Source organism: Zhouia amylolytica (assembly GCF_900116365.1).
Classification (GTDB): Bacteria; Bacteroidota; Bacteroidia; order Flavobacteriales; family Flavobacteriaceae; genus Zhouia; species Zhouia amylolytica.
Genome location: NZ_FPAG01000003.1, coordinates 408,289 through 421,882, shown reverse-complemented (window position 1 = coordinate 421,882; position 13,594 = coordinate 408,289). Strand labels below are relative to the sequence as shown.

8 protein-coding genes are annotated in these 13,594 nt (G+C 37.1%); 3 read left to right on the top strand and 5 right to left on the bottom strand.

Annotated features, from left to right (window positions below; genetic code table 11):
* Nucleotides 1–6 precede the first annotated feature (6 nt).
* From BM361_RS06880 to BM361_RS06860, 5 genes are all read right to left on the bottom strand, one after another.
* On the bottom strand, nt 7–2,676 hold the full coding sequence (locus tag BM361_RS06880) for a glycoside hydrolase family 2 protein (protein ID WP_074977789.1): 2,670 nt from the start codon (nt 2,674–2,676) through the stop codon (nt 7–9).
* Between the two features lie 433 nt (nt 2,677–3,109).
* Complete coding sequence (locus tag BM361_RS06875; RefSeq protein WP_139226634.1) at nt 3,110–4,750, bottom strand: RagB/SusD family nutrient uptake outer membrane protein; 1,641 nt, start codon at nt 4,748–4,750, stop codon at nt 3,110–3,112.
* A 17-nt stretch (nt 4,751–4,767) separates the two neighbouring features.
* Nucleotides 4,768–7,938, bottom strand: a complete 3,171-nt coding sequence (locus tag BM361_RS06870) for a SusC/RagA family TonB-linked outer membrane protein (protein ID WP_083425869.1) — start codon at nt 7,936–7,938, stop codon at nt 4,768–4,770.
* Nucleotides 7,939–8,166: 228 nt separating this feature from the next.
* Nucleotides 8,167–9,189 (bottom strand): LacI family DNA-binding transcriptional regulator, encoded by a 1,023-nt coding sequence (locus tag BM361_RS06865; RefSeq protein WP_038265655.1) that lies wholly within the window; start codon nt 9,187–9,189, stop codon nt 8,167–8,169.
* Nucleotides 9,190–9,332: 143 nt separating this feature from the next.
* Nucleotides 9,333–10,520 (bottom strand): glycoside hydrolase family 88 protein, encoded by a 1,188-nt coding sequence (locus tag BM361_RS06860; RefSeq protein WP_074977853.1) that lies wholly within the window; start codon nt 10,518–10,520, stop codon nt 9,333–9,335.
* Between the two features lie 240 nt (nt 10,521–10,760).
* Here BM361_RS06860 and kduI point away from each other — a divergent pair, with 240 nt between their 5' ends.
* Genes kduI through BM361_RS06845 form a run of 3 tightly spaced genes read left to right on the top strand, consistent with a single transcriptional unit; the run spans nt 10,761 to nt 13,571 of the window.
* A complete protein-coding gene (gene kduI / locus BM361_RS06855; protein ID WP_074977787.1) occupies nt 10,761–11,603 on the top strand; it encodes a 5-dehydro-4-deoxy-D-glucuronate isomerase in 843 nt (280 codons plus the stop codon).
* Nucleotides 11,604–11,608: 5 nt separating this feature from the next.
* On the top strand, nt 11,609–12,397 hold the full coding sequence (locus BM361_RS06850; RefSeq protein WP_074977785.1) for a gluconate 5-dehydrogenase: 789 nt from the start codon (nt 11,609–11,611) through the stop codon (nt 12,395–12,397).
* 1 nt (nt 12,398) lies between these two features.
* A complete protein-coding gene (locus BM361_RS06845; RefSeq protein ID WP_317039394.1) occupies nt 12,399–13,571 on the top strand; it encodes a DUF4861 domain-containing protein in 1,173 nt (390 codons plus the stop codon).
* Nucleotides 13,572–13,594: the final 23 nt, after the last annotated feature.

The window sequence follows — 13,594 nt, the reverse complement described above, 5'->3', positions numbered from 1 at the left end:
GCTTGATTATTTATTTTGTTTTTCTCCGAACTCTTCTTGTTGCCTCTCAACTTCCTTTAACTTTAATTGATTTAATTCTTTACGTAGTGCTTGATTTTCTATTTGTAGTTTCTTATCTGAAGCTACATTGGTTTTCTCTTGTTTTTTATTTTGATCATACGCCAATAATTCCTCCTCGGAAAAAAGCATTGCTTCCTGAGCAGGAACACTCCAAAACGTAAGTTCTCCTGCTATTGGTCTTTGTTCACCTTTGGGGGCTATGTAGGCCCGTACGGTAATCTCTCCTGCCTTGGTCGTGGAACGAACTAAAACAGGAGCCGTCCCCCAGGATAGTTTTTGAGGATTTTGAATTAACGGGTCATCTCCTATTAGTTCCGCCTCGCCTTCAACTTCAAACTGTACCAGGCTGTTATTCAGTCTTTTTACAGTTCCATTTTTATCCGTCACCGCTGCGACTACCGTTACTAAATCAGATCCGTTCGCCACCAGATTTGTATTTTCGTTATCCAGCCACAGTTTTATTTTAGATGGGCGATAGGCCGGATAAACGGTATCGACAGCTACCTTTTTACCATCTATAAAACCTTCTGCTAACAAATACACTTCATCATGTTTATTCTTTCGGGTTCTTTGTTTGATCTCCATAAAGTTATAAACATCTTCAAATACAATTGGAGGTGAAGGCATGCCCTCAACATCAGGCTTTTTATGATATATTTTCGTTTCTCCATCTTTAAAAGCCTTTAATCTAACTTCATCGCAGTTGGAATACACCGTTACATCTCCTTCTGAAAAGGGAGTCATTTCGTTGGCAATGAAGACCATTGGTCCGGTTTCGAAAAGACTGGTTTTAACCTCAGGACTTCTTTGTGCCATAAACATATAATAGGCGTATTTGGGCTGTCTGTATGCATCCATTAACCCACCATAAAACGGATCCGGATGATAACCTCTCTGATGGTCAAAGGAATGCCATAAGGCCCCTCCAACATGCTGTCTTTTGGTTTTGTACAAAACATTATAAGAAGTAAAAGGGTATGAAGGATTTGCATAATGAGCCGCTTGAATCAGCATAGGTCTTTCTCCCCATCCTCTGTGCACTCTGCTAGTAGAATTATGGGAGCTCCAATCATCGACATTATCTCCCCATTCTCGGGTAAAATAGGTTGTTGTTTTGTCTAAATTTTTTGCTTCCCATCCTACGTTACCTGAATTTGGATGGGCAAACTGTACCTGATAATACTCACTCCCTTTGGCATGATTATCACAAGCGGCATACGAATTTTTATAAGGAAACTCCTCCCCTACAATTTCTTTGGCTCTTTTTGCAAAATAATCCGGATACCATGTTTCATTTAAAATAGGCTCCCAAAGAAATAAGGAGGCTCTATTTCTATCCCTTCGAACCATGTTACGGATATCACTATAAACTCTTTTTTCAAATATTGGATCTTTATTCCAAAATTGCCATCCCGGGGTATTAACAATTACAAAAAGACCCAATTCATCGCATGCATCCATAAACGCCGGGTCTTGGGGATAGTGAGCATTTCTGATCACTTTTAACCCTATGTCACGTAACTTTTTAGCATCCCGCCAATGTAAATTATTGGACACGGCATTACCGACAACGGCGAAGTCCTGGTGTCTATTCGCTCCTATTAACGGTTGTGGATAAGGTTTTCCGTTTAGATAAAATCCTTTATCCCCTTTAAACTCAATACTTCTTATTCCTACTCGTTTATAATATCCATCGACAACCTTACCATTTTTATCAATAAGTTCTACCTTGACCTTATACAGATATGGATTTTCCGGAGACCATAAGTTTGGATACTCTAGTGTAGATCCTGTTTGAAAGGTTCCTTCACTTTTTATTTTAAGGTTAATATTCTTTTCTAAGTGCCTAAGTGTTGCTCCTTCTTCGTTGATAATACAATATCTTATCTTTCCGGTGAATCTTTTTCCGGTTTCATTTCGCAGATGGAGTTGAAGTATCAGTTTAGCACTTTCATCGCTTACATCGTCATATGCTATCAAAAATCCTCCTCCTGCTTTTTTATTTTCGTAGTTCTCGTTGGTAATGTAAGTTTCATTATGAGTTACCAACCAGCAATCTCTGTAGATACCTCCAAAATAAGTAAAATCAAGAACGCTTTGTTCCTTTCCTGGTGGGAACAGTGGATCATTGCTGTTATCGGCTTTTACTGCAATAACATTATCCTGATTAAAACTTAAATAATCTGTTATATCAACAACAACAGGAAGATAACCACCAAAATGTTCTTTTACCAGAACTCCATTTATCCAGATTTTGGATTTCCCCATGATACCTTCGAAATGCAAAAAATGTTTCTTTCCTTTTAGTTCATTTAGGGGAACAAAATGTTTTCTGTACCATACTGTTCCCTGATAATTCACACCCCCACTAGCTTCTTCAGGCACGTATTCGGTTCCATCAGGTAAATTCACAACAGGCCATTGTGAGTCATTGAATTTTTTTTCCGCACCATCTTTCAAATCTCCTTTGTAAAATCGCCAGGCTACATTCATAGACATCACCTTTCTCCCCGAGTTTTCAATGGGAAAGAATCCGGCTGTTGAAAATTTTGGTTGTTGAGCACTCAATACGAATGATAAAATAAAAACAAACAGAATAGGGAAAACTCTTTTCATAAAACTAAGGGTTATAACAGCTGAAATTTAAAAATAAAATATTGGAATTTGATGATCCGGTTTCCAGTAACCCGGAAACCCGACACATAAAGTTGCAGACAACGAATTGTTTACATAAAAATAAAGCAGTGAATAGAATCCACTGCCTTATCATAACCAAATTAATATAAATGAAATAGGGTCTAAGCTCAAACCTATGTTGACATTTACGTACCATTCGACCAATTTTATTTACCATCCTCCTTGATCTCACTACTAACTGAAGCGTTGATGTATCAGAAGATGAACAGGTTGATGGGGTCTTTAAAAAAGAATACCTTGTACACCTCAACTTATCAATACTATTAATTTTTTAAAAGTCTTTTCTGTGTTATTGGGCATTATAATCCCCTGCCAAAAATTTTGCTTTTGACAGGGAAATTATTTTACTAACCTACCAACCAGGATTTTGTTCCAGGTTTGGATTCAATCCAATTTGATCCGTTGGAAATGGAAACAGGTAATCTTTGGAAGCATCAAATTCTCTCAAACTTGCATCCTGAAGAATTATATTTCCATCATTGTCTAAAGTGATTCCATTTTTTTCTGTATCCGACAAATTAAAATCTTCAAACAATTTATTTCCTAATATCGGTTTTGGAAGTTCTGTTTCTGCAGTTTTCCACCTCATCAGATCCCAATACCTAAAACCTTCAAGTGCTAATTCTACCCTTCGTTCTCTTCTAATTTCATCTCGCATACTCAAACCATTGGTAGTAACGAATGAATTCGTTAACGATGGTAGTGCTACACTTGCTCTTGCTCTAAGCTTATTAATTGAAATATTCAAATCGCCGTCGCTAATTGCATCATCAAGTTCATAGGTAGCTTCCGCATAATTTAAAAGCACCTCGGCATACCTCAATACGGCTCTATCTATATAAGATCTTGAATTTTGCCAGTCATCAATATGTGCATATCTTCTGTTTGCAAATCCCGTACGTTGAAAATTCAGATCAGGTACGTTAAAAACTGGTTTTGTTCCTATATATTCATCACCTTCTTTGAAGAAAGTAGCAAGCATACGCGGATCTCTGTTTTCAAAAACTTCTACTGTGGTTGTAGGTTCCGTATACAAAGGTGATTTATCTAATGGTAATCCATCCGTCATTACATAGGCATCTGCCAGGGCTTTGGTTGGATTTGCTGCACCTGTTTCTAAATTCCTTTGTGTAACATGAGAGGTAATGGATTCATCAATATTCTTTCCGTATTGTCTCACAATTATATTTTCAGGATTATCAGGCCCTTCTCCTTCATATTGATAGAGGTCAAAATATTCAGGATAAATATCATGCTCTCCGCTATCCATTACTGCCTTGGCAGATTGTCTGGCAATTCGCAAGTGTTTTTGAGCATCTCCATAGCTATGAAACTTTGAACGCGTTCCTTCAAAAAGTGCCACCCGAGATTTAAACGCAAGAGCAGCCGTACTTGTTATACGCCCATAATCTGAAGAACTCAATTCGCCTGGTGCATGTAATTTTGAAGCCGCAAAATCCAAATCTTCATATATAACTGTTAAAATTTCCTCTCTTGAAGCTTTCGGTTCTTGAAGTTCAGGAGCATTTTCTTCTAAGGTTTTTAGAATAAGTGGTACTCCTCCATACCTTTTTAATAAATTAAAATAACTCCATGCTCTAAAAAACCTTGCTTCAGCCACATATATGTCTACAATATCAGAACTTACTCCTGCCTCCAGAACTCTCTGAGATTTTTCTATAATATTATTTGCTCGTCGAATAGCGGTATACTGACTACCATAATTTCCATCAGAAGACGGGGTCAGTCTGGTTCCGTCACTAATAGAATTAGGTCCGGTACCGTAAGCATCATCCGACCATACATCGCCAGTTTCCGGTAACCCAGGTAATGCAAAATACAATACATTAGCTGCTGCTTTTAAATCTCCTTCATTATTCCAAAATGCAGGATCTGTGATTACTGTTTCCGGAATTCGATCTACATCACATGAAATGGTGCCTATTGCAAATACACCAAACAATATTGCTTTTATACTTTTACTTATTTTCATAATTATCTTTTTAATCATTAAAATGATACATGTACACCTATAGCTAAAGAACCACTTAACGGATAATCTGCATGGGCATTATTTCTTTGCTCAGGATCTAACACGCCATCAAAAACGCCTAGTTTAGAAAATGTAGCTACATTCTCTGCAGACAAATAAAGTCGAACACGAGATAAATTCATTTTATCTATGTATTGTTCCGGAATAGAATATCCAAGCTGCATATTCTTTATTCTTAAGTAAGCAGCATTAAGAACCCACCTGTCTGAGGTTGCGAAATTATGATGCCCACCAATAAAAGGCCTTGGAAATGCAGCATCCGGATTATCAGGTGTATAGTAATCTGTGTGTATTGACATTGGCTGTATCCATGAATAAATTAAAGGTTGAGACACATACCTGGAAGGAATTATATTTCTCTTCCCTACTCCTTGTAAGAAAATACTAAAATCTAAAGCCTTCCAATTGGTATTTAAATTGATCCCATAGATGTATCGCTGTTGGGTACTTCCTAATTTCACCAAATCTCCATGATCTTCAACAGTACCTCCACCGTTGTTAATCCTGCCATCTCCATTTTGATCAACATATTCAATATCACCTAGACCTGTTCTACTGCTATAGAAAGGAGCATTATCCAGTTGTTCCTGAGTTTCTATATACCCCGAAACTGTTTCATAACCCCAAATGGTATTCAGCGGTAATCCTGTTATTTTACCATTAACGCCACCACCAACAAGATTATATCCTTCACCGTAATTTATCAATTCATTTTGATTATCAGAGATGTTAAATCCTAAAGTAAAATTGAAATCATCTCCAATTTGATCGCGATAGGATAATGCGGCTTCCCATCCCCAACTCTTTAATTCACCTTCATTGGTACGTGGAGCTCCAACCCCCAGTGTTGCAGGTCTTCTTACCTGTACCAGCATGTTGTTATTTGTTTTCTTATAATAATCGAAACTTCCGGTTATCTTGTTTTTAAGAATCCCAAAATCAAATCCATAATCTGTAGTTTCGAGGGTCTCCCAACCTAAACTTGATGATGGAATTGAACCTTGGTAAAAGTACATCGCACGGTCTTCAGCTTCTCCGAAAACCATACCACTACCATTGCTGATAAGCGGTAAATAATCATAATACCCTATAATATTTGCGTTAGCATTTCCTAATTGTCCCCAAGAGAACCTAGGCTTAAATTGTGAAATAAATGGCAATGTATTTTTAAACCATCCTTCTCTATGCATATTCCATCCGGCTGATACGGAATAGAACCACTTTGTTCTTTCTCCTGGAGCCAACCTTGAACTTTCATCAGATCGAATGGTTGCCTCAATCAAGTATTTATCATCATAATTATAATTTATCCTACCTAAAAGAGATTGATTCGCATACTCTACAAGGCCTTCTTCAACGGCTTCTGATCCTTCCTCTGCTAATTCCAGAGTCGGTAAATCATTACTCACCAAATTCTTTACAGAGGCTCCGAATGAAGATGATGAATAATCTTCCCATTGATAACCAACCAAGGCATGAAATTTATGCTTTTCGGCAATGGTAAGATCGTAATCTGCTAAAAACTGGAAGTTATCGGTTGTTCTTTTTCTGGAATACCTGTAGTAATTGTTTGGTCTGTTTAGGTAGTAAACAGGTTTAGAATCATCTAAATCCCATAATTCAACCGTTCTTCTAAAAGACCTGAAATCTTTTCTATCGATCTGACGACCATAAATTGTTCTGAGTTTTAAACCTTTAACGATGTCTTTGATGGTAAGGGTAAACGTACCGTTTAACTCATCATAATTATCATCCTGATATCCACCTTCGGTTAAATATGCATATGTATTATTACCCGAGGTTCCTGCTCCTCCGAACAATTTTCCGTCTGGTGTATGGATTGGAAATCTAAGTCTGGCCTGATAGACTTGTTGTAATAATCCATAGCCACTTACTCCTACAGCAGGTCTGTCTTTTGATTCTGTAGAATAACTGATTTTCGAATCAAAACTAACATGGTCAGAAATTTCAGCATTTACATTTGAACGCAGGTTCCATCTTCTATAGGCATCCGGCCCAACTTTAAACACACCCTCCTGGTCTAGATGACCTAAAGAAAAAAGATATTTAATTTTTTCTGAACCTCCACTAACATTCAAGTTATGAGATTGCATAAAGTATTGGTCGCGCAATATTTGATCTCTTATACTTTTCTGATTGTATGTACGGTACTTATTTGGGTTGTTCGGATCGACAACAAACTCAACACCGTTTCGGATATTCTCCAAATCAAAATCGCTGTATTCCAAACCAACACCAGCATTCGTTCGTGCAAGATTTGAATACTGAGCCTCTTCTAACAATGTTAAACGCTCAGGAACATTTAATGCCCATTGTGCCGATATTCTACCGTTATAATCAACCGTAAATTTACCTTCGGTTCCTGTCTTTGTAGTCACTAAAATAACCCCTCCGGCAGCTCTTGCACCATAAATGGCCGCAGCTGCTGCATCCTTCAGGATGGTAATCGATTCAATATCATCAGGATTCATACGTTGTAAAGGTGCCAGGGAAGACATTGATACTCCATCAACGACCAATAGAGGGTCAACGGCCCCGTTCGCTGAAGAAACCCCTCTAACCTGGATACTTAAGTTCTCATCACCCGGTTGACCTGAGGTTCTGGTTACATTAAGACCAGCTGCTGTACCCTGAAGGGCGTTAATGGCATTGGTAACAGGTCTGTCCGCTATAGCTTTTGAATCGACCGTAGAAACCGCAGAAGTCATGGAGGCTTTTTTCTGAGTACCATAACCTACGACAACCACCTCATCTAGTTGTGAAACATCTTCTTTAAGGCTAACGTTCACCGTATTTTGACCGGCAACGGGAACAGATTGTTTTATAAATCCAACGTAACTGAATGTAAGAACCGGGTTATTTCCGCTAATATTAATTTCATACATACCATCAAAATCTGTAGCCACACCAGTGCTTGTTCCTTCCAGAAGGACGTTTACCCCGGGAATTGGCGCACCACTTTCATCGGTTACCTGACCTTTTACAATCGATTGTATTTTATCTTTAAAAGAAGAATTCGCCTGAACACTTACAGATATAAGACAAAAGAAGAGCAAAATACTACTACTTATAGTAGGTTTTACTCTAAAACTATACAGTTTGTTCATAATTATTTAATTATTAAGTTAAAAAATGGTTAATCACTTGACAATATTAAAAAATATAGTTTAAAAATACAATCGTTTGGATTTAAAAAAAATAATAAAATGATATTTATCGAAAGTTATTTTTATCATTTGTTTACTTTTTAGTGCGATTGTCCTAATGAATCGCAAGGAAATGAAAAAGACTTATAACCCCATGATTACAAGCCTTTCCAAATAAATTCAGTGATACTATTTTCTGTTTGTGGATTCTCTTTTGATTAGAGTTGGATTCAAAATAAGTGTCCGATCGAGTACTTTTTCTTTAGAATTTATATTTTCAATCAGGAGGTTACATGCAGTTCTACCCAATTCAAAACCAGACTGATCGATGGTTGTAAGTGAGGGTTCTATAGCTTCAGCAATGGGTTCATTACTAAATCCTACAATAGCAATATCTTCAGGTATTCGAACACCCTGTTTTTTCAAATACTTCATTGCGCCAATCGCAGCTACATCATTGGCTGAGAAAATGCCATCTATATCTTTATGCTTATCCATGAGCTCCTTGATCATGTCTTTACCATCTACTTCCATTAGTGTCGAAGTAATGACCAAATCTTTGTTAAATGGAATTCCATGTTCATCCAGGGCTCTTCTATATCCTTTTAATCGGTTTTTATAGATTTCAAGTGATTGAGGACCAGAAAAATGAACAATCTTCTTGCATCCTTTCTCTATTAAATGGGTTACCGCTTCATATGAGGCTCTGGAATCATCGATAAGTACCTTGCTGCTTTGCTCCATATCCGGACAATGCCTGTCAAAGAAAACTAATGGAACATCATTATCCCTGAGAAATTTTAAATGATCGCAGATTTCGGTTTCCATAGAAACGGAAATTAAAATTCCATCGACTCTGTTTGACCATAAATTATTCAGACTACTCTTTTCGCGATCCAGCTTTTCCATGGATTGACTTATAATTACATTATAACCCGCTAAAAATGCTGCTTCCTCAATTCCGGCAATTGCTGAAGAAAAGAAGTGTCTTGAAATTCTAGGCACAATGACACCTATGGTATTTGATTTATTGCGTCTTAGATTAGAGGCAATTAAATTTCTTTGATACCCTAACTCCTTTGCTTTTGCTAAAACCTTATCTTTAGTTTTCTGTGTTACACGATCACTATTATTTAAGGCTCTGGAAACCGTAGAACTATCAATTCCAAGGGCTTTTGCAATTTCGTGTATTGTCGCCTTTCCTTTTTTCATTTATGTCTTAAGTCGTAAAATTCATCAGTTGCTCAAAGTAATAAAAAAGTCCGTAATTATACCCATAAATACTATACAGGATAATTACGAACTTTCAAATGCCTGATTTAATTACTTGCGAAGCTAATCAAACTGATCTTTTACTAATTTAGTTTATCTTTTCTTATCAGGGCTTCTAGAAAGTAGTAATCTGCATAATTCAGAGGTACATCTACCTCTACTCCATGCGGTTTACTACCAACAGAATGTTTCAATATAAATCCTCCATTTGATCCAATTTCTGCCAGGTATTTTGGAGCGCTTAAACTTTCCACAATCTGGTTCGCAAAATTAATGTATTCTGTTTTCATTTCACCCTCAACAAACTGACTTAATTCATAAAGTGCAGAAGCTGCAATAGCAGCGGCCGAAGCATCTCTAGGGGTTTCCTCACCTGCAGGCGCATTATAATCCCAGTATGGCACTTTATCTTCAGGAAGATTTGGATGATTTTTTATAAACGCGGCTATCTTATTGGCTTGATCCAAATATGCCTGATCTTTAGTCTCTCTGAAACACAACGTATAACCATACAGACCCCAAGCCTGACCTCTGGACCATGCTGAGTCATCACTTAATCCCTGATGGGTGTTTTTTTGTATGATCTCACCTGTTTCTTTATTATAATCTACCACGTGGTACGAACTGTTGTCTTCTCTGAAATGATTCTTTATTGTTGTATTAGCGTGAGTCGTCGCTATGTTATAAAAAGTAGAATCACCAGTAATTCGGGTAGCATGGAACAACAATTCCAAATTCATCATATTATCAATAATTACAGGGCAATCCCATTTTTTACTCCACTCCCATGATTGAATTACCCCTGCGTTCGGTTTAAATCGCTTTGAAAGGGATCTTGCTGTTTGTACAATAACCGAATCGTATTGAAAAGAATTCATATACTTTAATCCGTTTCCATAACTACATTCAATCATAAATCCAACATCATGGTTGCCTTCCCAGTATTGAATTGTATCCAATTTTTCGGTATACAAGCTCGCACGGTCTTTCCATTTCTGATTTTTGGTTAAAGCATAAAGATTCCACAAGGTACCCGGATAAAATCCACTCGTCCAATCATAAGCTCCAACCAATCTTAAGGTATCATTCTTTGTTGTTCTTGGAATAAACTTTTTACTATCAATATGAGATACTACGTTATTATACGCAGAATCATACTGCATGGTAGCCAACTCTATTGTTGAATATTTAACTTCTTCTTTTTCTACTTTCTTTTTACAAGCGCTCACTAAAATAGCACAGAATAGAAACAATGGTAACTTAGTTTTCATTTTCATGTTTACAGTCGATTATTTTTAAAAGGATATCAAATTCACGTCTAAGTTAATCAAAGGACTTAAAAAGGGCTACCACAAGAGTAACCCTTTGAAGTCAACCAAACTAACTTTTTGTCATTTTGCTTTAACTAACCAGTTACAAATATAAAAAAATCCACTTAAAATACAATCGATTGTATAAAATTTTGTAATTTTACAATTATTATATGCACATAAATTTATTTAAAGACAATTATGAGTATCAATTATGAAACCAGATACGCCTCTTCACCTAAAGAGGTAAAAAAATTGGACACCAAAGAATTAAGGGAAGAGTTTTTAATCCAAAACTTAATGCAAAATGATGAAATTAATCTGACTTATACTCATTTTGACAGATATATAGCCGGTGGAGCTGTACCTGCAAACAAATCATTAAAGCTGGAGGCTATTGATCCTCTTAAAGCCTCTTATTTTTTAGAGAGACGTGAGCTCGGTGTAATTAACGTTGGTGGAAGCGGAACCGTCGAGGTTGATGGAGAGATCTTTACCCTCGACTATAAAGAGGCTTTATATGTAGGGAGAGGGAACAAGGACATTATTTTTAAAAGTGATAATCCCAAGAAACCGGCGTTATTTTATTTAAATTCAGCTCCGGCACATAAAGAATATCCCACTAAAAAGATCACCAAAGAAAATGCTGAAATTGTTGAATTGGGTGCTCTCGAAACTTCAAATGCACGAACCATCAATAAATTAATTGTTCAGAGTGTCGTTCAAACATGCCAACTTCAAATGGGTATGACCGAATTAAAAACAGGAAGTGTATGGAATACCATGCCTGCCCATGTACATGATCGAAGAATGGAAGTTTATTTCTATTTCGAAGTACCCGAAGAGCAATCTGTTTGTCATTTTATGGGACAACCTGATGAGACAAGACACCTATGGCTCCAAAATAATGAAGCAGTTATTTCTCCTCCATGGTCTATTCATGCCGGCTCAGGGACTAGTAGCTATACTTTTATTTGGGGTATGGCGGGTGAAAACTTAGATTATGGCGATATGGATATGGCTGCCATAAAAGATTTAAAATAACAACTATGGAATTATTTAGTTTAACCGGAAAGACCGCACTTATTACGGGTGGCACCCATGGGCTTGGAATGGCCATAGCCACAGGAATTGGCAAAGCCGGAGCAACCCTTATTATTAATGGTAATTCATCTCAAGAAAAAATAGATAAGGCTGTAGCTTTTTATAATGAACAAGACATTAAAGCTTATGGATATAAGTTTGATGTGTCATCAGAAAAAGAAGTTGTTGCGGCTTTAAATCAAATAGAAAGCGATATTGCACCAATAGATATTCTGGTTAACAATGCGGGTATTATTAAACGCACTCCAATGGTTGATATGGAGGTTGCAGATTTCGAACAAGTTCTAAAAATAGACCTGGTTGCTCCTTTCATTATGGCAAAACATGTTGTTAAAGGCATGATAACTCGTGGTGAGGGTAAAATAATTAATATGTGCTCTATGATGAGTGAGCTTGGCAGAAACACTGTTGGAGCCTATGCGGCAGCTAAGGGAGGATTGAAAATGCTTACTAAAAATATGGCAACAGAATGGGCAAAACACAACATTCAGGTGAATGGAATCGGCCCAGGTTACTTTGCCACGAGTCAAACGGCTCCAATTCGGGTAGATGGCCATCCTTTTAACGATTTTATAGTTGGCAGAACCCCTGCCGGGCGCTGGGGAGATCCAGATGATCTTCAGGGAACAGCCATTTTTTTAAGCTCGAAAGCCAGTAATTTTGTTAATGGTCAAATCGTATATGTTGACGGTGGTATACTAGCCACCATAGGTAAACCTGCAAATGAAGATTAATATGATGAAAACCAAATTAATTGCCGGACTCCTACTTCCCGCCTTGTTTAGCATTAGTTGTACCAAAGACACGGTAATAGTTGTAAGTAACACTCTGGATATTAAGCGTCAAAATGAAACAGTAACGTTAAGCAAAGCTCAATTGGGCTTAAAGAACGCTTCTATTGATAGTTATGGTATTAAAGATTTCAAAAGTGGCCAAATGCTAACGATACAATATGTAGACATTGATGGTGATGGAGAAAATGATCAATTACTGTTTCAACCCATTTTGGAAGCCAATAGTAGCAAAAAATATGTATTAGTTACTTCTACCAATTCCACAGCTAATGACAGTATTCCAACATGCTTCTCACGTTTTGTTCCTGAAAGAACTGACGATTACGCATGGGAAAACGATCGGGTAGCGTTTAGAACCTATGGTCCAAGAGCTCAAAAAATGATAGAAGAAAATATACCCGGGGGAACACTTTCAAGTGGAATTGATGCCTGGTTAAAACGGGTAGATTATCCAATCATCAATAAATGGTACCACAAAGAACTGGAAACCGATGGATCCTATCATCAGGATACTGGTGAAGGCCTTGACAATTTTCATGTAGGTGCCAGCAGAGGTATTGGCGGTGTTGCTGTTAAAAAAGACACCACTTATTTTATTTCGAGAAATTTTACTGAATGGAAAACCATAACCACAGGTCCGATCAGAACTTCTTTCGTTTTAAAGTATGCAGATTGGGATGCCAATGGTCAGCAAATATCGGAGGAGAAACATATTTCCCTGGATAAGGGAAGTAATTTGTCAAAATATACCATTAAGGTTAAAGGAACAGATACTTTGTCTGTCGGACTTACACTTCATGAAAAAGATGGCTCTGTGACTGCAAATCTAAAAGAAGGTTGGTTATCTTATTGGGAAGATCATGGTGATTCTGCATTAGGAACGGGAATTGTTATCCCTGACAACCAATTGGTTGGTTACGAAGAATTTATTACAGAAGCAAGAGATTCCAGTAACCTATATGGCCATTTAAAGGTTAAGAATAACAGTATCACCTATTATGCCGGATTTGGGTGGAAAAAAAGTAAGCAGTTTGAAAATGAATCTGAATGGTTAGATTACATTGAAAGTTTTGCTCAGAAAGCTAACACCCCACTACAGGTGGAAATTAAATAACTGAATATTTAAATAAAAAAAAC

What these genes read in the sequence shown, in the direction of transcription:
- BM361_RS06865 (WP_038265655.1), bottom strand. Translation starts at nt 9,189, where the DNA reads ATGAAAAAAGGAAAGGCGACAATACACGAAATTGCAAAAGCCCTTGGA.
- BM361_RS06880 (WP_074977789.1), bottom strand. Translation starts at nt 2,676, where the DNA reads ATGAAAAGAGTTTTCCCTATTCTGTTTGTTTTTATTTTATCATTCGTA.
- BM361_RS06850 (WP_074977785.1), top strand. Translation starts at nt 11,609, where the DNA reads ATGGAATTATTTAGTTTAACCGGAAAGACCGCACTTATTACGGGTGGC.
- kduI (WP_074977787.1), top strand. Translation starts at nt 10,761, where the DNA reads ATGAGTATCAATTATGAAACCAGATACGCCTCTTCACCTAAAGAGGTA.
- BM361_RS06875 (WP_139226634.1), bottom strand. Translation starts at nt 4,750, where the DNA reads ATGAAAATAAGTAAAAGTATAAAAGCAATATTGTTTGGTGTATTTGCA.
- BM361_RS06845 (WP_317039394.1), top strand. Translation starts at nt 12,399, where the DNA reads ATGATGAAAACCAAATTAATTGCCGGACTCCTACTTCCCGCCTTGTTT.
- BM361_RS06870 (WP_083425869.1), bottom strand. Translation starts at nt 7,938, where the DNA reads ATGAACAAACTGTATAGTTTTAGAGTAAAACCTACTATAAGTAGTAGT.
- BM361_RS06860 (WP_074977853.1), bottom strand. Translation starts at nt 10,520, where the DNA reads ATGAAAACTAAGTTACCATTGTTTCTATTCTGTGCTATTTTAGTGAGC.